Here is a 21,859-nt window from a genome sequence, read left to right as displayed (position 1 = left end):
GTCAACGCGGCTGGCAGACCGCTAACGGCGGCCCTCGGAGCGCGCCACGATCGCACGCTGGACCACGATGAACAGCAGCAGCAGCGCGCCGACGATGATCTGCATCCACGACTGCTCAGCGCCCATGAAGTTGATGACCGACTTGATGGTGCCGTAGACGAACACGCCGATCATCGACCCGACCACGTACCCGCGGCCGCCGGTGAGGAGCGTGCCGCCGATGACCACGGCGGCGATCGCGTCGAGCTCGGTGCCGATGCCGTTGCGGGGGTAGCCGGCGCCGGAGTACGCGGTGAGGATCAGCCCGGCGAGGCCGGCGCAGGAGCCCGAGATCACGTACGCGAGCACCTTCGCGCGCCCCACCTTGAGCCCCATCAGCCGGGCGGACTGCTCGTTGCCGCCGATCGCGTAGATGGTGCGCCCGAACCGAGTGAGGTGGAGCACGAACGCCGCGATCGCGACCGTCGACAGCGCGATGATGCCGGTGGGCGTGATGTACCAGGCGCCCATCCAGATGCGCTCGGACTGGAGCCACAGCAGGCTCGTGTCCTCGACGCGGATGGAGGACAGGCTCACGATGAACGCGAGTCCGCGTCCCAGGAACAGGCCCGCGAGCGACGCGATGAACGGCTGCACCCCGAAGTACTGCACCAGGATGCCGATGAACAGGCCGATCGCGGCGCCGCCGAGCAGCATCGCGGGCACCGCGATGGCGGCGGGGAGGCCGTCCGCCAGCAGCTTCGCCCCCAGGATGCCGGTGAACGCCATGACGGAGCCGACCGAGAGGTCGATGCCGCCGGTGAGGATCACGAACGTCATGCCGACGGCGAGCACCATGAGGTACGCGTTGTCGAGCAGCAGCGCCGAGATGTTGCCGCCGCTGATGAAGTCGCCGCGCAGGAAGGCCTCGGCGCCCACGAACAGGAGCAGCAGGATCAGCACGGCCGCGAACGTGGGCATCATACCGCCGTGACGGCTGAGGAACGTCTGGAAGGCCGAAGGCCCTGCGCCGGTGCGGCGCTCGGAGCGTGCCATCGTCGCGGTCATCGGGCCACCTCCACGGTGTCGGTGCTCGGGCCGGAGGTGCCGCGCGATCGCCGCCGCCCTCCGAGGGACCCCAGCGCGGTGCGGACTCGGGGCGACTGGACCACCACCACGATCGCGACCACGAACCCGAAGAACACGGGGCTCTGCGCGGACGGGATGCCGAGGAACAGGATGGTCGAGTCGAGCGTCTGGATGATGAACACGCCGACCACGGTGCCGGCGATGGAGAACTTGCCGCCGTTCAGGGACGTGCCGCCGAGCACCACCGCGAGGATCGCGTAGAGCTCGATGAACACGCCTGCGGCGTTGGCGTCCGCGGCGCTGATGCGCGACGCGTAGATGAGGCCGGCGACGCCCGCGAGGATGCCGCTCACCATGTACGCGCCCCAGATGATGCCGCGGGCGCGCACCCCGGCGAGCCGGCTGGCCTCCGGGTTGATGCCCACGGCCTCGGTGAGGACGCCGAGCGCGGTGCGCCGCTCGATCAGCCCCATGATGGTGATGGCGAGCAGCCCGATGAGGAACGCCACCGGCAGCGCCACCAGGTAGCCGCCCGACATCCACTTGAACGGCGCCGAGTTGACCGTGGTGATCTCGCCGCCCGTGATGAGCAGCGCGGCGCCGCGCCCCGCGAGCATGAGCACCAGCGTCGCGACGATCGGCTGGATCCCGAGCACCGTGACCAGCAGTCCGTTCCACGCGCCCAGGATGAGCGCGACCAGCAGCGCCACCACCACCGCGATCAGCACGGTGGCGAGGTTGTCGGGGCTGCCGGACCCGTCGATGATGGTGAGCGCCACGGCGCCCGACACGGCCATGATCGCGCCGACGGACAGGTCGATGCCGCGCGTCGCGATGACGATGGTCATGCCGAGCGCGACCAGCATGAGCGGCGCGCTGTCCTTGAGGATGGTGACGAGCGCGCCGTAGAGCTCGCCGTCCCTCACCGTGACCTTGATGAACTGCGGCCGCGCGATCGCGTTGATCGCGATCAGCGCGAGCAGCGAGGCGATCGGCCAGAACAGCCGATGCTTGTACAGGGCGTTCACGCCGCGCTCCCTTCGCCGGCATTGGCGATGTAGTCGATGAGCATGTCCAGGTCCGTCGACGCCGAGTCGAGCTCGCCGACCTTCCTGCGATCGCGGAGGACCACCACCCGCTGCGCCAATCGAAGCACCTCCTCCAGCTCGGAGGAGATGAACACGACGGACAGCCCCTGAGCGGAGAGCTCCGCGACCTTGCGCTGGATGTCGGCCTTGGCCCCCACGTCGATGCCGCGGGTCGGCTCGTCGAGCACCAGCAGCTGCGGCGCGGTCGCGAGCCACCGCGCGAGCAGCACCTTCTGCTGGTTGCCGCCCGAGAGGTTGCCCACCAGCGCGTTCGGGTTCGCCGGACGCACGCCGAGCGCCTCGATGTACTCCTTCACCACGGCGTCCTGGTCCTTCTGCGGGATCCGGCGCAGCCAGCCCTGGCGCGCCTGCATGCCGAGCACGATGTTCTCCGCGACGGTGAGATCCGCGACCACGCCCTCCTCGCGGCGGTTCTCCGAGGACAGCGAGATGCGGTGGTCGATCGCGTGGCGCGGCTGATGCACCTTGACCGGCGCCCCGCGCACCTCGATCGAGCCCTCGTCGGCACGGTCCGCGCCGTAGAGGAGGCGCACCAGCTCGGTGCGGCCGGAGCCGAGCAGGCCCGCGAGGCCCACCACCTCGCCCTCGTAGACCTCGAGGTCAGCAGGTTCGAGTACGCCGCGCCTGCCCAGCCCGGTCGCCTTGACCACCGGCGTGCCCGTCCGGTCGATGGTGCGGTGCGAGGAGCTCGCGATGGCGGCGAGATCGTCGAGCTCGCGGCCGATCATCTTGGTGACGAGCGCGTCGCGCGGCAGCTCCTCGACGGGGTGCTCCCCCACCAGCGCGCCGTTGCGCAGCACGGTGATGCGGTCGGAGATCTCGTACACCTGGTCGAGGAAGTGGGACACGAAGAGGATCGCGACGCCCTGGTCGCGCAGGCCGCGGATCACGCCGAACAGCTGCTCGACCTCGCCGCGGTCGAGGCTCGAGGTCGGCTCGTCGAGGATGAGCACCTTGGCGTCGAGCACCATCGCGCGGCTGATCGCGACCAGCTGCTGGATCGCGATGGAGTGGCTGGCGAGGATGGACCTCGGGTCGACGTCGAGCCCCAGGCTCGCGAGGTGCCCCGCGGCCTCGCGGTGCGTGGCCTTCCAGTCGATCCCGGTGCCGCGGCGCCGCTCGTGCCCGAGCATGACGTTCTCGCCCACGGTGAGGTTCGAGCAGAGGTTGACCTCCTGGTAGACCGTAGAGATGCCCGCCTCCTGCGCGTCCGCCGCGGTGGAGAAGGACCGCCGCTCGCCGGCGACCGTGATCGAGCCGTCGTCGATGGCGTAGACGCCCGTGAGCGCCTTGATGAGCGTGGACTTGCCGGCGCCGTTCTCGCCCATGAGCGAGTGCACCTCGCCGGGCCGCAGCGTGAAGTCGACGCCGTCGAGCGCGAGCACGCCCGGGAAGCGGATGGTGATGCCGCGCATCTGGACGATCGGTGGGACTTCGGTGTCCGCAGGCATGAGGGGCTGCTTTCTGTCGTTGCCGCGGGTCGCCCGCGGGGGCCGGCCGTGCCGACCCCCGCGGGCGGATCCCGCTCCTACCAGGTCCGTGCCGGACGGATCAGTACTTGCGGTCCGGCAGCGCGGCCTCGGCGGCCGCCTGGTCGAAGGCCTGGTCCTCGACGTAGACGGTGCGCTCGACGTCGTTGCCCGCGAGCACGTCCTTCACGAGCCCGGCGGCGAGCTCGCCCAGCAGCGGGTTGCACTCGACGATGTAGTTGATCTTGCCGTCGACCAGCGCCTGCATGCCGTCGTGGACCGCGTCGATCGAGATGATCTTGATGTCCTCGCCCGGCACCGCGCCCGCGGCCTCGATCGCCTCGATCGCGCCCAGCGCCATGTCGTCGTTGTGCGCGTAGACCAGGTCGATCCCGTCGACGCCGTAGTTCTGGAGGAAGCCCTCCATCACGGACTTGCCGCCGTCGCGGGTGAAGTCGCCGGTCTGCGAGTCGATCTTCTCGATCATGGTGCCCTCGATGGCGGCGTCGAAGCCGGTCGCGCGGTCGTTCGCGGGCGCCGAGCCGGTGGTGCCCTCGAGCACCACCATCTTGGTCTCGGTGTCGCCGAACTCCGCGGCGGCCCACTCGCCCGCCATGGTGCCCTCCTTCTCGAAGTCGAGGCCCACCCACGCGGCGTAGAGGTCCTCGGGCGAGGAGACGGTGCGGTCCTCGAGGATCACCGGGATGCCCGCATTCTTCGCCTCGGTCAATACGTCGTCCCAGCCGTCCTCGACGATCGGCGCGATGACGATCGCGTCGACGCCCTGGTTGATGAAGCTGCGCACGGCGGTGATCTGCGCGGCGGTGTCGTTGTCCGCGGCGTTGAAGATGAGGTCGAAGCCGTTCTCCGCGGAGAACGCCTCCTTCATCGAGTCGGTGTTGGCGGAGCGCCAGCCGGACTCCGAGCCGGTCTGCGCGAAGCCGACGGTGATGACCTCGCCGTCGCCGCCCCCGCCGCCGGCCGCCGAGCCGCTCGCACCCGGCTCCGGGTCCGACGAGCACGCCGTGAGCGCCATGGCCGCGGCCCCCGCGATCGCGATGGTGGAAATGAAACGCTTCTTCATCATCAGAACCTCCCTGTTCTGGCCCGGCGTCCTTGCCGGTAGTCGAGCGCGATGCCCCGGCGCCCCTGAAGGACCCCGTGTCTCGGATATTAGCGCTCACAATGTGAACCCTCACAAGAGGGCTACGGTCACGTTTCGGTAACGGAACAGGCGGCGCGAGGGGCGACGATGCGCGGATGCGTCACCATGGGCGCGCGGCGAATGTGAGTGCTCACTCTGGGAGCGCCTGCGCGGCAGGGCCCGCGCGTCGTCTGGGGGGACGATGCGCGGGCCCGACCTTCGTACGGGGCGGCGGCTCAGCCGCGCACGGGCGTGCGACGCATCACCAGGAACCCGAGCGCCGCGAGCACCACGCTCACCGGGAGGGTCCACGCCATGATCACTGCGATCGTGTTCTCGGTGAAGAACGCGGCCGCGGTGCTCGCGCCCGAGTCCACCAGCCACCACACCAGCAGCACCCCGAGCAGCAGCAGCCCGGCGAAGAACACGTACAAGCCGGTGGCGCGCCACCGCACGAACATGGCCCCCACCAGCGTCCCCGCCGCGATGAACAGCAGGTACAGCGCGAAGAAGTGGAAGGCGACCACCGCGAGCGGCTGGTCGTACAGGTACGCCGGCGCGTAGAAGCTGCCGTCGACGCCCCACCCGTCGGTCGCGCGCTCGACGCCCGCGAGCAGGCCGAGCCCGACGCCGTAGACCACGGCCATGATCCCGAAGAACGCGAGCGTGCCCATGTAGTAGTCGCGGCGGGTGGACGCGAACCCCAGCGCGAAGCGGAAGGTCGCGTTCATCGCCTGGATCGCGATCACCATCATGTAGATGACCAGCCAGCTCACTCCCCCGGCGTAGCGGAACGCGTCCTCCTCGAGGGTGGGACCGGCGTAGTGGGCGATGATCGACCAGATCGACCAGGTGAGCCCGTGGACGGCGAACAGCACCAGCCACGGCGTGATCACCGTGGGCCACGGGTTCGCGAACTGCAGGCGCGCGACGTTCCACACGCGCCGGCCGGCGGGGATGAGGGCCGCGGGTGCGGCGGCGGCGACGGTCATGACGCGACCTCCTCGGAGGTGGGGGCGCCGGTGCGGCGCACGATCAGCTGCTGCAAGGACACGGGGGTGACCTCGAGTCCGGAGCGTGCGGCGCGCGCACGGTCGTCCTGGCTCAGGCCCGCGACGGTCACCGAGGCGATGCCGGCGATCCGCTCGCGGCCCAGGACCTCGCGCCCCTCGACGAACGCGTCGATGTCCGCGGAGCGGCCCACCAGCGTGGCGGCGGAGCTCCGCAGCTCCTCGGTCGCGGCGTCGATCTCGAGGCGGCCCTGGTGGACCACGAGGACGTGGTCGAGCAGGTCGGCGACCTCGTCGATGAGGTGGGTGGACAGCACGATGGTGCGGGGGTGGCGCGCGTAGTCCTCGAGCAGGCGGTCGTAGAACACGTGGCGCGCGACGGCGTCGAGGCCCGCGTACGGCTCGTCGAGCAGCGTGAGCTCGGCGCGCGACGCGATGCCCACGATCGCGCCGAGCGCGGACCGCTGGCCGCGGGACATCTTCTTCACCATGCGGTTGACGGGCAGGTCGAAGTCCGCGACGAGCCGCGCGGCGAGCGCGTGGTCGTAGTGCGGGAAGAAGTGCGGCGCGGTGGCGAGCACGTGCTTCGCGCGAAACGCGTCGGGGTAGCTCTGGGACTCCTTGATGAAGCACGTGCGGGTGAGCACCCGGGCGTTCTCGACGGGGTCCTCCCCCAGCACGCGCACGGTGCCGGAGCTCGGGAAGTCCTGACCCATGACCAGGTTCATCAGCGTGGACTTGCCCGCGCCGTTGCGTCCGAGCAGGCCGCAGATGGACCCCTCCTCGACGGCGAAGCTCATGCCGTCCACGGCGCGCACGGCGCCGAAGGTCCGGCGCAGGTCCTGCGCCTCGATGATGGCGGTCACTGTCCCGCCTCCTTCCTGATCATCTCGACGAGCCGGTCCACGCCGACCCCGAGCGCGCTCGCGCGCTCGACGAGCGGCCTCACGTGCTGGTCGCGGAACTCCTGCCGCCGCTCCGCGAGCAGCCGCTCGCGCGCCCCCTCCGATACGAACATCCCGATCCCCCGTCGCTTCTCGAGCAGCCCGGCGTCGACCAGGCGGTTGACGCCCTTGAGCGCCGTCGCCGGGTTGATCCGGTGGAACGCGGCGAGCTCGTTGATCGACGGCACCTGCGTGCCCTCCGGCAGCGAGCCGTCGAGGATCCTCGCCTCGAGCCGCTCCGCGATCTGCTGGAAGATCGGCCGACCGTCGTCCACGTGCACCCCTCGGTTCCCTGGTTAATTACTTCACCAACTAACCAACCATGCGGCCCGCGCCCTGTCAACCCCCGCATCGTCCCGCCTCACCCTCGGTACAGTGGTCGGCATGACCGACACCCCCCTCGTCTGGATCGACTGCGAGATGACCGGGCTCGATATCAGCGCGGACGCGCTGATCGAGGTCGCATGCCTGGTGACCGACTCGGACCTCAACGTCCTGGGCGACGGCGTCTCCGTGGTGATCAAGCCCACCGATGACGAGCTCGCCGGCATGGGCGACTTCGTGCGGAACATGCACGTCGAGTCGGGGCTGCTGCCCGAGCTCGCGGGCGGCACCACCATGGAGGACGCGCAGGAGCAGGTGCTCGCCTACATCAAGCAGCACGTGCCGGTCGCCGGCAAGTCGCCGCTCGCGGGCAACACCGTGGGCATGGACCGCATGTTCCTCGAGCGCGACATGCCCGACGTGATCGGGCACCTCCACTACCGCGTCGTCGACGTGAGCTCCTTCAAGGAGCTGGTGCGCCGCTGGTACCCGCGCGTGTTCTTCCAGGCGCCGGCGAAGACTGGCGGCCACCGGGCGCTCGGCGACATCCGCGACTCGATCACCGAGCTGCGGTACTACCGCGAGACCATCCTGGTGCCGCTGCCCGGCCCGGACTCGGACGCCGCCAAGGCGGCCGCCGCCAGCGTGGTCCCTGACGCGTCACCCGCCGCCTCGTAGACCCGGTATACTCTTCCGTGGCCCTTCACCGAGGGCCGATGGTGGCTATAGCTCAGCTGGTAGAGCACCGCGTTGTGGTCGCGGGGGCCGCGGGTTCAAGTCCCGTTAGCCACCCCATCGAGGCAAGGCCCCCGGCGTTCCGACACCGGGGGCCTTCGCCGTTCCCGGCGGTCTATCCTTGCGAGGGCGCCGCCGCGCCGCCCACGCCTGAGGAGGTCACATGTTCGCAGCCCTGACCGGTGCCGGCCTCGCCGCCGCCGCAGGACTCAACGCGTTCATCCCGCTGGTGATGGTCGGGCTGTTCGCGCGCTTCACGGACTTCATCGTGCTCCCCGAGCAGCTCGACTGGCTGCAGTCGTGGCCCGCGATCATCATCGGCCTGCTGTTCCTCGCCGCGGAGCTGGTGCTCGACAAGATCCCCGGCGTCGACCACATCAACGACCTCATCCAGTCCCTGGTCCGGCCCCTGGTGGGCGGCGTGATCTTCGCCGCGACCGCCGCGGCGCAGGTGATCGATGAGAGCAACTTCTGGCAGGACAACCCCCTGATCGCGGGCATCGTGGGCGCGATCGTCGCCGCGGGCGTGCACACCGCGAAGTCCGCCTCCCGCCCCTCGGTCAACGCGGCCACCGCGGGCACAGGGGCGCCCGTCGCGTCCTTCGCGGAGGACGCGACCGCGGTCGCGCTCAGCCTCATCGCGATCTTCGTGCCCATCCTCGTGCTGGTGGTGCTGGTCGCGATGGGCCTGGTGTTCTACCGGATCGTCACCACGGGCAGGCGGCGCCGGCGCCGCCGCGCGCAGCTCGAGGCGGAGGAGCGGGCCGAGCGCGAGGAACGCGCCGCCGCGGGTATCAAGACCCCCTGGTGGCGGGGCCGCTGGCGCTAGACCCGGCCCCCGCATCGTCCCTCGGGACGATGCGCCGCGCGCGCGGAGGGACGACGCGCGCCTCAGGCTGCGGGCGCCTCGCCGAAGTCGGCGAGGAAGTCCGCGACGAAGGCGTTCGCCGGGCTGCCCGTGACCTCCTCGGGCGTGCCGAGCTGCTCGAGGACCCCGCCGCGGGACAGCACCGCGATGCGGTCCGCGAGCAGCACGGCCTCACGCATGTCGTGGGTGACCATCACCACCGTGAGCCCCAGCTCGCGCTGCAGCGCCTGGAACTCGCGTTGGAGGCGGCGCCTTCCCTGCGGGTCGACGGCGCCGAACGGCTCGTCCATGAGCATCACCGGCGGCCGGGCCGCGAGCGCGCGGGCGACCCCCACGCGCTGACGCTCGCCGCCCGAGAGCTCGTGCGGGTAGCGCGGGCCGTAGGTCGCGGCGGGCAGGCCCACCAGGTCGAGCAGCTCGCCCACGCGCTCGGCCGTGCGCGCCTTGTCCCACTTGAGCAGGCCGGGCACGGTTGCGACGTTCTGCGCGACCGTGCGGTGCGGGAACAGCCCCACGTGCTGGATGACGTAGCCGATCCCGCGGCGCAGCTCGACCGGGTCCTGCCCCATGACGTCCGTGCCGCCCACCAGGATGCGCCCGGCGCTGGGCTCGACCAGGCGGTTGATCATGCGCAGGGTGGTCGACTTGCCGCAGCCGGAGGGGCCGACCAGCGCGAGCACCTCGCCCGGCCGCGCCTCGAGGTCGAGCGAGTCCACGGCGACCGTGCCGTCGGGGTAGACCTTGCGCACGGCCTCGAGCGTGATCCCGCTGGTGTCCATCGGTCCACCGTAGCGTGCGCCCGGCCGGCGGTCGGAGGCGGCGTGTACGGTCGAGGGGTGGATAACCCCTGGCTGTCGCTCGACTACCTCCGGCGCAGCGGCGACGAGGTGTGGGAGCAGCTGGTGATCCACACGTCGCTCACGCTCCAGGCGATCCTCATCGCCGCCGCGATCGCGCTGCCGCTCGCGATGGTGGTGCGGCGCTCGCCGCGCTTCGCCGGGCCCATCCTCGGGATCACCGGCGTCCTCTACACGGTGCCGTCCTTCGCGCTGTTCGCTCTGCTCGCGCCCTTCACCGGGATCGGCCGCACCACCGTGCTCATCGGGCTGGTCGCGTATGCGTTGCTGGTGCTGGTGCGCAACACGGTGGTGGGGCTCCAGGGCGTGGACCCCGACATCGTCGACGCGGCGCGCGGGCTCGGCTACTCGCGGACCCGCATGCTGCTCACCGTCGAGCTGCCCAACGCGCTGCCGTCGATCTTCGCCGGGCTGCGGATCGCCACCGTGTCCACGGTGGCGCTGGTGACCGTGGGCGTGGTGGTGGGCTACGGCGGTCTCGGGCAGCTGATGTTCCGCGGCATGCAGTCCAACTACCGCGCGCAGATCGCGACCAGCGCGCTCCTGTGCCTCGCGCTCGCGCTGCTGCTCGACCTGCTGCTGGTGCTGATCGCGCGGTGGGCGACGCCGTGGGCGCGCGAGCGCCGTCGCGCGCGCCGCTCACTGCGGGGCGGACGGGCCGGCGGCGCCGGCCGCTCCGCGGAGGCCGCCGCATGAGCACCATCGGCGACGCGTGGACGTACCTCACCACCCCGGAGAGCTGGGTGGGGGCGAACGGGGTGTTCGGCACCAACTTCGACGGCTCGCTGCGCTTCCAACAGGACTCGATCATCGCGCTCACCCTCGAGCACCTCTACATGTCCTTCGCGGCGGTCGGCATCGCGGCGGCGCTCGCGCTCCCGCTCGGGCTGTGGCTGGGGCACGTCCGCCGCGGCGGCGGCGTCACCACCGTGGTGTCGAACGTGTCGCGCGCGATGCCCACCCTCGCGCTTCTCACGCTGTTCGCGGCCTCCGCGATCGGGTTCGGCAACCGCGCGGTCATCATCGCGGCCGCGATCTTCGCGTTCCCGCCCATCCTCACCAACACGTTCACCGGCATGGCGGGCGTGGATGCGGACGTGCGCGAGGCGGCGTTCGGCCAGGGCATGACGCGCCTGCAGGTGGCGCTGCGGGTCGAGCTGCCGCTCGCGGTGCCGCTGATCGCCGCGGGCCTGCGCACCTCGACCACGCAGACCGTGGCGACGGTGCCGCTCGCCGCCCTGGTCGCCGGCGGCGGCCTCGGGGTCATCATCAACTTCGGGCTCGCGACGCAGCGCTACGGCGAGGTGCTCGCCGGCGGCATCCTCGTGGCGGCGCTGTGCCTCGGCATCGACTGGCTGCTGGCGCGCGCGCAGCGGGCCGTCACCCCGGCCCCGCTGCGCCGTGCCACCGTCGCGGCGGCCTGAACCCGCGCATCGTCCCCGCGCGAACCGCGCGCCGCGTGAATACCCTGGAAACCGGGCCGCGCGGGAACATCCCGCCTGCTCGCGGGGTTGCGCCCCTGTGATCCCCTACCCGAGGAGTGACATGCGTACCAGGAATCCACTGATCGTCGCGGCCGCGGCGAGCGCCCTGCTGCTGGCGGGATGCTCCTCCGGCGGCTCGGACGGCGAGGCCACCGACGCCGCGACGGGAGCGACGTCCGGCGCGACCGCGATGGCCCAGGAGTGCCAGCCCGTGCCCGGCGACTCCATCACGGTCCTCGAGGACGACGCGATGCTGCAGAACGCGGACAACCTCATCCCGGCCGTCAACGCCGATGCCGCGAGCGACGAGCTCCTCGCCGGCCTCGACGCGGTCTCCGCGGTGCTCACCACGGACGACCTCATCCAGCTCAACAAGGCCGTCGACATCGACCGCCAGACCTCGCAGGAGGCCGCGGCCGCGTACGTCGAGGACAAGGGCATCGAGTCGCCGTCCACCGGCTCCGGGTCCGTGGTGATCGGCGCCGCGAACTTCTCCGAGAACATCACGGTCGCGGAGATCTACTCGGCGGTGCTGTCCGCCGCGGGCTTCGACACCGAGGTGCGCACCATCGGCAGCCGCGAGACCTACCTGCCGGCCCTCGAGAGCGGCGAGATCCAGGTGGTGCCCGAGTACGCGGCCACCGTCACGGAGTTCCTCAACCTCGCGGCCGACCCCGACGCCGCGCCTGTGGCATCGGGCGACGTCGACGCGACGGTCGCGGCGCTCGAGCCGCTCGCGACGGAGGTGGGCCTGGTGTTCGGCGAGCCCGCCGCCGCGCAGGACCAGAACGCGTTCGCCGTCACGCAGGCCTTCGCGGACCAGTACGGCGTCACCTCGCTCACCGAGCTCGCGGAGACGTGCGGCACCATCTCGCTCGGCGGACCGCCGGAGTGCCCGGAGCGCCCGTTCTGCCAGATCGGGCTCGAGGAGGAGTACGGCCTCGAGATCGCGCAGTTCGACTCGCTCGACGCGGGCGGCCCGCTCACCAAGAACGCCCTGCGTCAGGGCCAGGTCATGGTGGGCCTGGTCTTCAGCTCGGACGGCGAGCTCGGCGCCTGACCCCGGCGCGTCGCCTCGAGAGCACGAACGGGCCCGGTCCTCGCGGACCGGGCCCGTTCGCCTGAGGCCTTGGCCTGGCGTCCGTCAGGCGGCCGCGCGCAGCGGCGCCGGGACGGTGTAGTACTCGGCGGCCTGGCGGCGCGTCGCCTCCGCGGGGGTCATGCCCGCATCGGTCCAGCGCACCCAGTCGACGATCCGCTCGGCGGAGCGGCGCAGGTCGAACGCGTGCGTCCACCCGAGCAGCTCCGCGGCCTTGGAGCCGTCGAGCCACAGCAGCTTGTCCTCCGGGAACGCGCACGCCTCCTTCTCGGGGCTGATGAGCGCCTCGTCGCCCCACGCCCGAGCAAGCTCGAACACCATCTCGCCGGCGGTGTGGCCCGAGCTGGGCGGCGCGAAGTTGAGGGCGTCGACCACGCGGCCCTCGGTGGTGAGCAGCCGGGCGCCCGCAAGGACGAAGCCCGCGACCACGTCCAGCACGTGCTGGAACGGGCGGACCGCAAGCGGGTCGCGCACGGCGAACACGCGGTCCTCCTCGAAGGCGCGCAGGCAGTTCGGGACCAGCCGGTCCGCGTCGTCACCACCACCGATGACGTTGCCCAGGCGCACCGAGGTGGCCTTGAACGGCGCGCCATCGAGGCGCGTGAGGTCGGTGAACTCGCGGAACAGGATCTCCGCGATGGTCTTCGACGCGGAGTACGGGCTGTGCCCGCCGAGCGGGCTGTCCTCGGTGAGCTTGCCGCTCCCCGGGGCCATGGGCACGTAGCACTTGTCGCTCGTGACATGGACGAGCGCGGGGATCTTGCCGAGGCGAGCCGCCTCGAGCACGTTGATCGACCCACGCAGGTTGACGTCGAAGGTGAGCGCCGGATCCTCGAAACCGACGCACAGCAGCGCCTGGGCCGCGAGGTGGTACACGATGTCCGGCCGGTGCTCGTCGATGACCGCGAAGAGCTTGTCGCGGTCGCGGACGTCCGCCTCGTACTGCGCGGTACAGACGTCACCCAACCACGCGGCGCGTTGCGCCGCCGACGGGTCGTCGTTGATCGAGTATCCGACCACCTTGGCGCCGAGGTGCTCCAGCACCGTGGTGAGCCATGCTCCGATGAATCCGCTGTGGCCCGTGATGAGCACGGTCCTCCCAGCGAGACACGAGATGTCCCCAGCCTGTGCAGGCATGTCCATCACATTCCCCCCGTATTGTGATCCCCCCTGGACGGCTCGCGACCCCGTTCCCCAGCTCCTCAGAACCAGGGGTCGTTGCCCTCACCTGGCGGGCTGTCGGGACGTTCCGGGCGACACCTCAGTTCACCCTTTGTCCGTTTTGCCCACGTTCATACTTTTAGCGCACGGATGGGCGTTTCGCCAGTGGGGGTTTCGGCGTTTTGCGCGATTCGCACGGTTCGTGCGCGCCGGTTCGGAGCGTCGCGCGGCGTCTTCGCGCCGGATTGCCGTCGATGTAGAAGGGCGCCCATGCGGGGTGGTCCACGCGCCGATCGCGCGTGGCGGAGGCAGCCTGCGGCGCTCGAGCGCGCCGGCCGGCGGCGGGGTCAGTTGGGATGCGCGGCGAGCACGGCTCGGACCTCGCTGCTGCGCGAGGTCAGCTCCCACCAGGCCGTGGTGCGCAGCAGGGCGATCGCCGTGCGGTTGCCGGGCGCGACACCGAGGTGCGCGGGGAGCCGCGTGAGGGCCTGCCAGGATGCGAACCGGCGCACCGCGACGGAGGGGTCGCGAACCGCCGCCTCGACGAGATCGTCGACCGACGCGGACGCCGACGCCAGCGCGGCGGTGCGCACTCGTCGGAGGGATCCGCCATCAGGACTCGAGCCTGCTCGCGCGGCAGCGCACTGTTCCTGGCCGCCTGATGCCGCACACGCCAGCTGCGGTCCGCCGCGAGCGCACGGAGCGATCCCACCGGGGTGCGCGGGTTGAGAGCCGCCCACGCGCGGACCTCGACGCTCGGGTCGCGCGCGAGCAACGAGAGCTGACCGACGGACGCGCCGCGCGAGAGCGCCTGGGCGGCACGGGACCGCTCGGCAGGGGTGCCCGTCAGGTCCGGTGGCGACCGCCACGGCTCGGGCGTCACGAACGCCGCGAACTCGGCTGGGCTCGCTGTCATGGCACCCACCTCCCTGTGGTCCTGCTCCATCATGCGCCCTGCAGAGCACGTGACGCGACGCACCTGGTCGGAGGCGCGCGCGGCGGCGCCTGGACGCGCCGCGCGGCTCAGGGCTGCTCGCGCGGCACCAGCGGGCGGTTCTCGTAGAAGGTCTGGAGCACCACGGTGGTGCGCGTGGTGACGTTCACGGCCTTGCGGATGTCGCGGATCAGCGTCTCGAGATCCGGCGGCGTGCCGACGCGCACGAAGAGCATGTAGCTGGCGTCGCCGGCGATCGAATGACAGGCCTCCACCGCCGCGAGATGCTCGAGCAGCTGGGGGACGTCGTCGATCTGCGCCGGGTCGAGCGGGGTGATCTCGATGAAGGCCGAGAGCGGTCGCCCGACAGCCTCCGGGCTGACGAGCGCCATGTAGCCCGTGATGACGCCGCTCGCCTCGAGACGGCGCAGGCGCGCCTGGACCGCGGACGTCGAGAGCCCGACATGGGCGGCGAGCTGCGCGAGGGTGGCGCGCGCGTCGCGCGACACCTCCGCGACGAGGCGTGCGTCGACCGGATCGTGCATGAGGGGGACGCTACCCCATCGCCCGGCCGTCCAGGGCGCGCCGCGCCCGCCTGGACCGGCAGATTCCTTGACCCACGCATCGTCCGATGAAATGCTTCCTGTAATGCACACGAAGTGCAGGAATGTTTCCGTCTCGACGTCGAGGGAGGTCCCCCATGTCCTTGTCAGTCGCCCCCACGCAGGCCGTCATCGGAGAGCCCGAGGTGGTGGAGGACGTGCGCTCCGTCGAGTCGAGCGTCGCGTGGCGGAGGCTCAAGGAGGCGGCGACCGCGCTGCAGGCGATGCAGGTGAAGAACGGTTCCATCCCGGACGCCGCCCACCACGCGGCGGCGCGGGGCCACGTCGAGACCATCGTCGGCGCGATCGGGGTGCTCGCCCCCCTCTTCCCGCACGACGCGGACTACCTCAAGGCGCTCCCCCGCGACTTCTCGCGGTGGGTCGACGGCGGCTTCGCCGAGCCGGACTTCCTGGACTCGCTGGTCGCGTTCCAGCCGCAGCGCCACCGCGTGGATGGGACGCGCCACCTGGTGGTGTTCCCCATGTACACGCAGAACGGCTCGTCCAACCGGCACGTCGAGGCGCTGCTGGTGGAGGCGATCTGGCCCGACTTCATCGCGGAGCTCGAGGCCGGCGACTACGGCAACAAGCTGTTCGTCTCGCTGCGCCTCATCGACTTCACGTCCGGCTACGACACCAACTCGGCGGTGCTGTTCCCCGAGACCGTCGCGATGCGGGAGATCCCGCAGTTCACGTGGGGGGCGATCTTCCAGGACCGAGAGGCCGCGCGCTACCGGCGCGTAGTCGCGGCGGCCGCCGACATCACCAAGCTCGCGCTGCCGGCCGAGGCCGCGGCGATGCTCGAGGACCAGGACCTGGCCGAGCGCACGTTCGTGATGTGGGACATGATCCACGACCGGACGCACATGCGCGGCGACCTGCCGTTCGACCCGTTCATGATCAAGCAGCGCATGCCGTTCTTCCTTTACACGCTCGAGGAGCTGCGGTGCGATCTCACGGCCTTCCGCGAGGCGGTGCGGATCCAGCGGACGCTCGATGAGCGCGCGGCGGGCGGCGAGGAGCTCACCGCGGTCGAGGAGGACACGCGCAGGCACGCGGGGCTGGTGCAGTACGCGGTGCTGTTCGATCGGATCTTCCGCTTCCCCATCACCGGCACGCGGGTGCGCAACTACGACGGGCTGGGCGGGCAGCTGCTGTTCGCGTGGCTGCATCGCGCGAGGGTGATCGAGTGGCGCGACGTCGAGCTCAGCGTGGACTGGTCGCGGGTCCCGGAGGCCGTGATCGAGCTCAGCGACGCGATCAACCAGCTGTACTGGGAGTCGATCGACCGGCCCAAGACGGTGCACTGGCTGAAGGCGTACGCGCTGGTGTCGAGCGTGGTCGCCCCGAACCCGGCCTCGGTGTGGGCCGAGGGGCTGCCGCGCGAGGTGCTCGCCGGGCCGCCGAAGGGCTACACGGACCTGGTGATGGACGACGAGTTCCCGCTGTCGATGTTCTTCGAGGCGCTCGACAAGAAGATGCGGCCGGTCATCGAGTCGACGGCCGGGATCCGGGCCACCGCGGCGTGACGGTGCACGGGGTCGCGGGGCGGACGGTGCTGGTCGCGGGCGCGACCAGCACCGTCGGCCTCGCCGCGATGGGGGCCCTGGTGCGGGCGGGAGCGCACGTGGTCGCCGCCGGGAGGTCCGCCGCGCGGCTGGAGCCGCTCGCCGCGCTGGGCGCCCGGGTCGAGGAGATCGATCTCACGGACGAGGGCGCCGTAACTGCGCTGGCGGCGCAGCTTCACGCCGACGGGATCGCCGTCGACGGCGTGCTGCACCTGGTCGGCGGCTGGCGCGGCGGGGGCGGCATCGCGGGCCAGACCGAGGCCGACTACCGGCTGCTCGAGGCGTCCTTCACCGCGCTGCGGCACGTGTCGCGGGCGTTCGACGCGGACCTGGCGGGCTCCCCCGCCGGCCGCCTCGCGATCGTGTCCTCGACCGTGGTGGACCGCCCGCTCGCCGGCGGGGCGAGCTACGCCGCGGTCAAGGCGGCGAGCGAGGCGTGGGTGCGCGCCGCCGCGCAGGGGTACGCGAAGCAGGCACGGGACGCGGGCGAGCCTCTACGGGCCGCTGCCGTGATCTTCCGGGTGACGAGCCTCGCGGGGCTCGAGGAAGCGGTCGCGGACGCGTTCGTAGGCCTGTGGGAGGCGGGCGCGCCGGCGAACGGTGCGATCGTTGCGATCGGCGAGGGGACCGCCTGAGCAGATGGCACGGAGGTCTCGCGCCGCACGGCGCGCATCGTCACTCACCCTGTAGATCGAACATCTGCCGTTGAATCTACGGGGCGCAGGACTGCGGACTCCCGCGACCGGCCGGTGTTGGCGCGAGTGTGTCAACGAGGCAACAGTCCCTGCCCACCAGTACGTGGGATGCAACCGTTCACATCGGTCCTTCCGGCCGCAGGCGCGCGGATCGCCGCCTCGCCCGCTTGAGGAAAGCGAAAGGCCCGGTCCATCCGGACCGGGCCTTCGCACTCCGTACGCCCCCAGGGACTTGAACCCTGAACCCACTGATTAAGAGTCAGTTGCTCTGCCAATTGAGCTAGAGGCGCTCTGTCCCGCATCGCGGAACGAGTGACTACGTTAGCAGGCTTTCGGCGCAAATGTGAAATCGGCACCCGGGGTCGGCGGCGACCCCCGCGCTGTCTGTCGGCGCGGCTACGGTGGACCCCATGACCGACACCCGTCTGAGCGTGGGCGACACGGCCCCCGACTTCACCGCCCCGACCGATTCCGGCACCTTCAGCCTCGCAGACCTGCGCGGCAAGAAGGTCATCCTCTACTTCTACCCGGCCGCCATGACCCCCGGCTGCACCACGCAGGCGTGCGACTTCCGCGACTCCCTCTCGGCGCTGCATGCGGCGGGCTACGAGGTGGTCGGCATCTCCAAGGACTCCCCCGCCAAGCTGGCCGAGTTCCGCGAGCAGGAGGGCCTTACCTTCACCCTGGTCTCCGACGAGGACCTTGCGATCCAGAACCTCTACGGTGCATGGGGGCTCAAGAAGCTCTACGGCAAGGAGGTCGAGGGCTCGATCCGCTCCACCGTGGTGGTCGACGAATCCGGCAAGGTCGCCGTCGCGCAGTACAACGTCAAGGCGACCGGCCACGTCGCCAAGCTGCGCCGCGACCTCAAGATCGACTGACACCCCCGAGGCGGCACCACGCGCCGCTCGCGCGCCCGTATCCTTGACCGCGCGCGCGAGTGGCGGAATCGGCAGACGCGCTGGATTTAGGTTCCAGTGTCTTCGGGCGTGGGGGTTCAAGTCCCCCCTCGCGCACCAGCAGGCTCCGGGCCCGGCCACGCCGGGACCGGAGCCTCACGCGTTTCCGGGGCACGCGCCGCCACACTGGTCGCCGTGACCCACGACCTCCTCACGCTCGCCGCCGCCGGCTTCCTGGCCGGCCTCGCGGTCGCGATGCCGCTGGGGGCGATCGGCCTGCTGATCCTGCGCGAGTCCATGGTGCGCGGGCTACGCGAGGGCCTCGCCGCCGCGGCCGGGGTCGCCACCGTCGACCTGGTCTACTGCGCGGTCGCGGTCGGGTTCGGCGCCGCGGTCGCGCCCGCACTCGAGCCGTGGCTCCCCACCATCGCGGTGGTCTCGGGCGTGGTCATCGTCGGGATCGGCGCCCGGCTGCTGCGCGGCGCGCTGCGCCCCGCGGACGCTCCCGCGGACCAGACCGGCGAGACCGTCCCCGGCCGCCCGCTTCGCGTCTACGCCCGGTTCGTCGCACTCACCGCGCTCAACCCCGCGACGGTCGTGTACTTCCTCGCGCTCGCCGCGGTGGTGACCACGGTGACGACGGCCGCGGCCGGTCCGGTCGTGTTCGTGGTCGCCGCGGGCCTCGCGTCGCTCGCGTGGCAGGCGGGGCTCGCCATCGTGGGAGCCGCCGTGGGCGCGAAGGTGTCCCCGCGCATCGTCCGGGCGCTCGGCGTCGCCGCCGCCGTCGCCGTCATCGCGCTCGGGGCGGTCGCGATCGTCGCGGCCCGCGCCGCCTGACCGGCGCGAGCACGCCCCGCCCCGGACATGCCGAGGGCCCGACCCCTCCGCGAGGAGGGACCGGGCCCCGGCGAGGTCGAGCCTTAGGCGGACTCGGTCTCGGCGATCTTGGCGCGGACCTCGTCCATGTCGAGGCCCTCGATCGCGCCGACGAGCTGCTGCAGGGCCGGGCCCGGCAGCGCGCCGGCCTGGTTGAAGACCATGATGCCGTCGCGGAAGGCCATCAGCGTGGGGATGGCGGTGACGCCGTACTTGATGCCGAGCTCCTGCTGCGCCTCGGTGTCGACCTTGGCGTGCACGATCTCGGGCTTGGTGTCCGACGACTGCTCGAAGATGGGCGCGAAGCGCTTGCAGGGGCCGCACCAGTCCGCCCAGAAGTCGACGAGGACGATTCCGTCCTTGCTCACGGTCTCATCGAAGGTCTCGGTGGTCAGGTCGATCGTTGCCATGGGTTCCTCTCTTCGGCATATACCCCTAGGGGTATTTTACCATGCCCCTCAGTGCGGTGTTTCGGTATCCAGATTGTCATGCTCCGGCGCGGATGTGAGGCCACGCGCGGCCAGGCGGTAGAAAAGACTCATGACCGACATGGCCGAGCTTCCCGACGAACCCACCGGTTGGCTGTCCGACCGCGAGCTGCACCACGTCCGCTCCGAGCTCCCGCTGGTGTACGTCAACGTGATCCCCGTGCGGATTAATTCCATGGGCGAGATCACCGAGGTGGGCCTGCTCCTGCGGGCCTTCGACGGCGTCATCTCGCGCGCGATCGTGGCGGGCCGCGTGCTCTACCACGAGCGCATCCGCGACGCGATCGTGCGCAACCTCGAGAAGGACCTGGGCCTGGGCGCGATGCCGCAGGTGCCGCTGTCGCCCGTGCCCGTCGCGGTCGCCGAGTACTTCCCCACCAAGGGTGTCACCCCGTTCCACGACTCGCGTCAGCACGCCGTCGCGCTGGTCTACGTGGTCCCCGTCGAGGGGCACTGCGAGCCGCAGCAGGACGCGCTCGACCTCACGTGGATCTCGCCTGAGGAGGCCGCGAGCGACGACGTCGCGGGCGACATGGCCGGCGGCCAGCACGTGCTGCTGCGCCAGGCGCTCGCGCACTGCGGCGCCCTGTCCTGACTCAAGCGGGGCTGAGCATCCGCCCCAGCTCCGCCCACCACTCGAGGCGGGTCGCGCGGCCGTCGTAGGACGCGCGGCCCTGGTTGCGTCCGCTCGGGCTCGGCAGCACGAACACCCTGGCACTCTCGAACGTCCAGTCCTGCGCACCGAGGGCCGGTCGCGGGCAGCCGAGCCACCGCGCGGCCTGGCTTCCGGCCTCCTTGGACGTGAACGCCACCCAGGAGGGACGATGCGCGGCCACCTTCTCCGCGAGCGCCGGGACGTCGTACGGCAGGCCTCGGTCGTGGGACTGCGCCATGCCCTTCACCAGGTCGGTGAGGCCGATCCCGTACCCCGTGACCCGGGCATCGTCCCCCGGCGCGAGCCGGACGGGGACGATCCCGGCGGCGTGCACGTACTCCCAGAAGCGGTTGCCGGGACCGGCGTAGTAGTGGCCGCGCGCGGCGGACGCGAGGCCGGGCGCGGTGCCGCAGAACACCGCGCGCAGGCCCGGCCCCAGGTGGTCGGGGAGCACGGGCCCGTCCACGTCAGCCGCCCAGCACCGCCGCGACGTGCGGAGCGAGCGCGCGGAACGCGAGGCCGCGGTGCGAGATCTCGTTCTTGCGCGCGGGCTCGAGCTCGGCATTGGTGACGGACTCGCCCTCGGCGACGAAGATCGGGTCGTAGCCGAAGCCGCCCCCGCCGGCGGGCTCGCGCGTGAGGCGGCCGGGCTGGCGGCCCAGCACCACCACCTCCTCGCCCGCGGGCGTGACCAGCGCGGCGGCGCACACGAAGGACGCGCCGCGGTGCTCGTCGGGGATGTCGGCCATCTGGGCGAGCAGCAGGTCGAGGTTCTCGCTGTCGGCGCCGTGGCGGCCGCTCCACAGCGCGGAGAAGATGCCGGGCGCGCCGCCCATGACGTCGACAGCGATGCCCGAGTCGTCGGCGATGGCGGGCAGGCCAGACGACACGGCGAGAGCGCGCGCCTTGATGAGGGCGTTGTCCTCGAAGGAGATGCCGTCCTCGACGGGCGAGGGGGCGTTCAGGTCCTTCGCGGAGGCGAGGTCCTCGGCGGCGAGGCCGGGGATGAGGTCCGCGAGGATCGCGCCGATCTCCCCCACCTTGTGCGCGTTGTGCGTCGCGATCGCGAGGCGCGCCACGCTCAGTCCTCCCGCGCGGGCTCGAGGGCGAGCGCCTGGAGCACCGCGAGGTCCGCGTTGCCCTGGGTGGCGAGCGCGAGGAGGGCGTCGAGCTCGTCCTTCGAGAAGGGCGCACCCTCGGCGGTGCCCTGCACCTCGACGAACCCGCCCACCCCGGTCATCACCACGTTCATGTCGGTCTCCGCGCGCACGTCCTCGACGTACGGCAGGTCGAGCATGGGGGTGCCGTCGATGATGCCCACGGAGACCGCGGAGACCGAGCCGGTGAGGGGCTGCGCGTTCGCCTTGATCGCGCCGCTCCGCTTGCCCCACGCGATCGCGTCCGCGAGCGCGACGTAGGCGCCGGTGATGGCGGCGGTGCGGGTGCCGCCGTCCGCGTCGAGCACGTCGCAGTCGAGCACGATGGTGTTCTCGCCGAGCGCCTTGACGTCGATGATCGCGCGCAGCGAGCGGCCGATCAGGCGGCTGATCTCGTGCGTGCGGCCGCCGATCTTGCCGCGGACGGACTCGCGGTCGTTGCGGGTGTTGGTCGCGCGGGGAAGCATCGCGTACTCGGCGGTGACCCAGCCCTCGCCGGAGCCCTTCTTCCAGCGCGGGACGCCCTCGGTGAAGGAGGCGGAGCACAGCACGCGCGTCCCGCCGAACGTCACGAGGCACGAGCCCTCGGCGTTCTTCTGGAACCCCCGCTCGAAGGCGATGGGGCGGAGCTGGTCGGGCGTGCGGCCGTCGGCGCGAGTCACAGTCATGGTGACGAGCCTATCCGGGCTCCGTCGCCGCGACACCCCGTGCAC

At 71.4% G+C, this 21,859-nt stretch carries 24 protein-coding genes, 3 tRNA genes and 2 pseudogenes; 12 read left to right on the top strand and 17 right to left on the bottom strand.

Features of this window, described 5'->3' with window-relative positions; genetic code table 11:
• Positions 1-21: 21 nt before the first annotated feature.
• From AOM05_RS05115 to AOM05_RS05085, 7 genes are all read right to left on the bottom strand, one after another.
• Positions 22-1,047, bottom strand: a complete 1,026-nt coding sequence (locus AOM05_RS05115) for an ABC transporter permease subunit (protein WP_062519986.1) — start codon at positions 1,045-1,047, stop codon at positions 22-24.
• Entirely contained in the window at positions 1,044-2,096 is a 1,053-nt protein-coding gene (locus tag AOM05_RS05110; protein ID WP_062519984.1) for an ABC transporter permease, read from the bottom strand. The genes AOM05_RS05115 and AOM05_RS05110 overlap by 4 nt, the downstream gene beginning before the upstream one ends.
• Complete coding sequence (locus tag AOM05_RS05105; RefSeq protein ID WP_062519982.1) at positions 2,093-3,628, bottom strand: sugar ABC transporter ATP-binding protein; 1,536 nt, start codon at positions 3,626-3,628, stop codon at positions 2,093-2,095. Before AOM05_RS05105 ends, AOM05_RS05110 begins: the two co-directional genes overlap by 4 nt.
• A 100-nt stretch (positions 3,629-3,728) precedes the next feature.
• The gene (locus tag AOM05_RS05100) at positions 3,729-4,730 is read right to left on the bottom strand and encodes an ABC transporter substrate-binding protein (RefSeq protein ID WP_062519980.1); all 1,002 of its coding nucleotides are present in this window, start codon (positions 4,728-4,730) and stop codon (positions 3,729-3,731) included.
• Between the two features lie 296 nt (positions 4,731-5,026).
• Positions 5,027-5,782 carry a hypothetical protein gene (locus tag AOM05_RS05095; RefSeq protein ID WP_062519978.1) on the bottom strand — a complete coding sequence of 252 codons (756 nt, stop codon included), beginning with the start codon at positions 5,780-5,782 and terminating at the stop codon, positions 5,027-5,029.
• Positions 5,779-6,666, bottom strand: coding sequence for an ABC transporter ATP-binding protein (locus AOM05_RS05090; protein WP_062519976.1), 888 nt, complete (start codon positions 6,664-6,666; stop codon positions 5,779-5,781). The genes AOM05_RS05095 and AOM05_RS05090 overlap by 4 nt, the downstream gene beginning before the upstream one ends.
• Positions 6,663-7,019 (bottom strand): GntR family transcriptional regulator, encoded by a 357-nt coding sequence (locus AOM05_RS05085; RefSeq protein WP_062519974.1) that lies wholly within the window; start codon positions 7,017-7,019, stop codon positions 6,663-6,665. The genes AOM05_RS05090 and AOM05_RS05085 overlap by 4 nt, the downstream gene beginning before the upstream one ends.
• A 109-nt stretch (positions 7,020-7,128) precedes the next feature.
• Here AOM05_RS05085 and orn point away from each other — a divergent pair, with 109 nt between their 5' ends.
• From orn to AOM05_RS05070, 3 genes are all read left to right on the top strand, one after another.
• Positions 7,129-7,746, top strand: a complete 618-nt coding sequence (orn, locus tag AOM05_RS05080; protein ID WP_062519972.1) for an oligoribonuclease — start codon at positions 7,129-7,131, stop codon at positions 7,744-7,746.
• 41 nt (positions 7,747-7,787) lie between these two features.
• A tRNA-His gene (locus AOM05_RS05075) sits at positions 7,788-7,863 on the top strand.
• Positions 7,864-7,966: 103 nt separating this feature from the next.
• On the top strand, positions 7,967-8,632 hold the full coding sequence (locus AOM05_RS05070) for a DUF4126 domain-containing protein (RefSeq protein ID WP_082097282.1): 666 nt from the start codon (positions 7,967-7,969) through the stop codon (positions 8,630-8,632).
• Between the two features lie 92 nt (positions 8,633-8,724).
• Here AOM05_RS05070 and AOM05_RS05065 read toward each other — a convergent pair.
• Positions 8,725-9,450, bottom strand: a pseudogene (locus tag AOM05_RS05065) (ABC transporter ATP-binding protein); the annotation flags it as partial.
• 57 nt (positions 9,451-9,507) lie between these two features.
• Here AOM05_RS05065 and AOM05_RS05060 point away from each other — a divergent pair.
• From AOM05_RS05060 to AOM05_RS05050, 3 genes are all read left to right on the top strand, one after another.
• On the top strand, positions 9,508-10,224 hold the full coding sequence (locus AOM05_RS05060) for an ABC transporter permease (RefSeq protein ID WP_228373217.1): 717 nt from the start codon (positions 9,508-9,510) through the stop codon (positions 10,222-10,224).
• On the top strand, positions 10,221-10,952 hold the full coding sequence (locus AOM05_RS05055) for an ABC transporter permease (RefSeq protein ID WP_082097310.1): 732 nt from the start codon (positions 10,221-10,223) through the stop codon (positions 10,950-10,952). Before AOM05_RS05060 ends, AOM05_RS05055 begins: the two co-directional genes overlap by 4 nt.
• A 121-nt stretch (positions 10,953-11,073) precedes the next feature.
• A complete protein-coding gene (locus AOM05_RS05050) occupies positions 11,074-12,072 on the top strand; it encodes a glycine betaine ABC transporter substrate-binding protein (protein ID WP_062519968.1) in 999 nt (332 codons plus the stop codon).
• An 84-nt stretch (positions 12,073-12,156) separates the two neighbouring features.
• Here AOM05_RS05050 and AOM05_RS05045 read toward each other — a convergent pair whose 3' ends face one another.
• From AOM05_RS05045 to AOM05_RS05035, 4 genes and pseudogenes are all read right to left on the bottom strand, one after another.
• A complete protein-coding gene (locus tag AOM05_RS05045; protein ID WP_062519966.1) occupies positions 12,157-13,203 on the bottom strand; it encodes an NAD-dependent epimerase/dehydratase family protein in 1,047 nt (348 codons plus the stop codon).
• 416 nt (positions 13,204-13,619) lie between these two features.
• Positions 13,620-13,865, bottom strand: coding sequence for a hypothetical protein (locus AOM05_RS14560; RefSeq protein ID WP_062519964.1), 246 nt, complete (start codon positions 13,863-13,865; stop codon positions 13,620-13,622).
• A 95-nt stretch (positions 13,866-13,960) separates the two neighbouring features.
• Positions 13,961-14,188, bottom strand: a pseudogene (locus tag AOM05_RS14720) (hypothetical protein); the annotation flags it as partial.
• 107 nt (positions 14,189-14,295) lie between these two features.
• Complete coding sequence (locus AOM05_RS05035) at positions 14,296-14,751, bottom strand: Lrp/AsnC family transcriptional regulator (RefSeq protein ID WP_062519961.1); 456 nt, start codon at positions 14,749-14,751, stop codon at positions 14,296-14,298.
• A 155-nt stretch (positions 14,752-14,906) separates the two neighbouring features.
• Between AOM05_RS05035 and AOM05_RS05030 the strand changes: the two genes are divergently transcribed.
• Together AOM05_RS05030 and AOM05_RS05025 are read left to right on the top strand one after the other, a co-directional pair.
• Positions 14,907-16,337, top strand: coding sequence for a DUF6421 family protein (locus AOM05_RS05030; RefSeq protein WP_062519959.1), 1,431 nt, complete (start codon positions 14,907-14,909; stop codon positions 16,335-16,337).
• 2 nt (positions 16,338-16,339) lie between these two features.
• Entirely contained in the window at positions 16,340-17,011 is a 672-nt protein-coding gene (locus AOM05_RS05025; RefSeq protein ID WP_062520244.1) for an SDR family NAD(P)-dependent oxidoreductase, read from the top strand.
• 277 nt (positions 17,012-17,288) lie between these two features.
• Here the strand turns inward: AOM05_RS05025 and AOM05_RS05020 are convergent.
• Positions 17,289-17,361 (bottom strand) — tRNA-Lys (locus tag AOM05_RS05020).
• Positions 17,362-17,481: 120 nt separating this feature from the next.
• Here AOM05_RS05020 and bcp point away from each other — a divergent pair.
• The 3 genes from bcp to AOM05_RS05005 all read left to right on the top strand — a co-directional run bounded on the left by bcp (position 17,482) and on the right by AOM05_RS05005 (position 18,807).
• The gene (gene bcp, locus AOM05_RS05015) at positions 17,482-17,952 is read left to right on the top strand and encodes a thioredoxin-dependent thiol peroxidase (protein ID WP_062519957.1); all 471 of its coding nucleotides are present in this window, start codon (positions 17,482-17,484) and stop codon (positions 17,950-17,952) included.
• 53 nt (positions 17,953-18,005) lie between these two features.
• Positions 18,006-18,090 (top strand) — tRNA-Leu (locus AOM05_RS05010).
• 75 nt (positions 18,091-18,165) lie between these two features.
• Positions 18,166-18,807: a LysE family transporter gene (locus AOM05_RS05005; RefSeq protein WP_062519955.1), complete on the top strand. Its 642-nt coding sequence runs from the start codon at positions 18,166-18,168 to the stop codon at positions 18,805-18,807.
• Between the two features lie 83 nt (positions 18,808-18,890).
• Here the strand turns inward: AOM05_RS05005 and trxA are convergent, their stop codons facing one another.
• A complete protein-coding gene (trxA, locus tag AOM05_RS05000; protein ID WP_062287831.1) occupies positions 18,891-19,256 on the bottom strand; it encodes a thioredoxin in 366 nt (121 codons plus the stop codon).
• A 130-nt stretch (positions 19,257-19,386) separates the two neighbouring features.
• On the opposite strand from trxA, the gene AOM05_RS04995 reads away from it, so the two are divergent.
• Entirely contained in the window at positions 19,387-19,929 is a 543-nt protein-coding gene (locus AOM05_RS04995; RefSeq protein ID WP_156165039.1) for a DUF4916 domain-containing protein, read from the top strand.
• Position 19,930: 1 nt separating this feature from the next.
• Here AOM05_RS04995 and AOM05_RS04990 read toward each other — a convergent pair whose 3' ends face one another.
• The 3 genes from AOM05_RS04990 to rph are packed head-to-tail and all read right to left on the bottom strand — an operon-like array spanning position 19,931 to position 21,814.
• Positions 19,931-20,455 (bottom strand): mismatch-specific DNA-glycosylase, encoded by a 525-nt coding sequence (locus AOM05_RS04990; RefSeq protein WP_062519952.1) that lies wholly within the window; start codon positions 20,453-20,455, stop codon positions 19,931-19,933.
• Position 20,456: 1 nt separating this feature from the next.
• Positions 20,457-21,074 carry an RdgB/HAM1 family non-canonical purine NTP pyrophosphatase gene (gene rdgB / locus AOM05_RS04985; protein WP_062520241.1) on the bottom strand — a complete coding sequence of 206 codons (618 nt, stop codon included), beginning with the start codon at positions 21,072-21,074 and terminating at the stop codon, positions 20,457-20,459.
• Positions 21,071-21,814, bottom strand: a complete 744-nt coding sequence (gene rph, locus AOM05_RS04980; RefSeq protein WP_228373215.1) for a ribonuclease PH — start codon at positions 21,812-21,814, stop codon at positions 21,071-21,073. The genes rdgB and rph overlap by 4 nt, the downstream gene beginning before the upstream one ends.
• Positions 21,815-21,859: the final 45 nt, after the last annotated feature.

The organism is Demequina silvatica (assembly GCF_000971215.1).
GTDB lineage: Bacteria > Actinomycetota > Actinomycetes > Actinomycetales > Demequinaceae > Demequina > Demequina silvatica.
This window is presented reverse-complemented; position numbering and strand designations above follow the sequence as displayed.

What these genes read in the sequence shown, in the direction of transcription:
- rph (WP_228373215.1), bottom strand. Translation starts at nt 21,814, where the DNA reads ATGACTGTGACTCGCGCCGACGGCCGCACGCCCGACCAGCTCCGCCCC.
- AOM05_RS05030 (WP_062519959.1), top strand. Translation starts at nt 14,907, where the DNA reads ATGTCCTTGTCAGTCGCCCCCACGCAGGCCGTCATCGGAGAGCCCGAG.
- AOM05_RS04995 (WP_156165039.1), top strand. Translation starts at nt 19,387, where the DNA reads ATGACCGACATGGCCGAGCTTCCCGACGAACCCACCGGTTGGCTGTCC.
- AOM05_RS05050 (WP_062519968.1), top strand. Translation starts at nt 11,074, where the DNA reads ATGCGTACCAGGAATCCACTGATCGTCGCGGCCGCGGCGAGCGCCCTG.
- AOM05_RS05035 (WP_062519961.1), bottom strand. Translation starts at nt 14,751, where the DNA reads ATGCACGATCCGGTCGACGCACGCCTCGTCGCGGAGGTGTCGCGCGAC.
- AOM05_RS05095 (WP_062519978.1), bottom strand. Translation starts at nt 5,782, where the DNA reads ATGACCGTCGCCGCCGCCGCACCCGCGGCCCTCATCCCCGCCGGCCGG.
- AOM05_RS05100 (WP_062519980.1), bottom strand. Translation starts at nt 4,730, where the DNA reads ATGAAGAAGCGTTTCATTTCCACCATCGCGATCGCGGGGGCCGCGGCC.
- orn (WP_062519972.1), top strand. Translation starts at nt 7,129, where the DNA reads ATGACCGACACCCCCCTCGTCTGGATCGACTGCGAGATGACCGGGCTC.
- trxA (WP_062287831.1), bottom strand. Translation starts at nt 19,256, where the DNA reads ATGGCAACGATCGACCTGACCACCGAGACCTTCGATGAGACCGTGAGC.
- AOM05_RS05105 (WP_062519982.1), bottom strand. Translation starts at nt 3,628, where the DNA reads ATGCCTGCGGACACCGAAGTCCCACCGATCGTCCAGATGCGCGGCATC.
- AOM05_RS05055 (WP_082097310.1), top strand. Translation starts at nt 10,221, where the DNA reads ATGAGCACCATCGGCGACGCGTGGACGTACCTCACCACCCCGGAGAGC.
- AOM05_RS05115 (WP_062519986.1), bottom strand. Translation starts at nt 1,047, where the DNA reads ATGACCGCGACGATGGCACGCTCCGAGCGCCGCACCGGCGCAGGGCCT.
- bcp (WP_062519957.1), top strand. Translation starts at nt 17,482, where the DNA reads ATGACCGACACCCGTCTGAGCGTGGGCGACACGGCCCCCGACTTCACC.
- AOM05_RS05070 (WP_082097282.1), top strand. Translation starts at nt 7,967, where the DNA reads ATGTTCGCAGCCCTGACCGGTGCCGGCCTCGCCGCCGCCGCAGGACTC.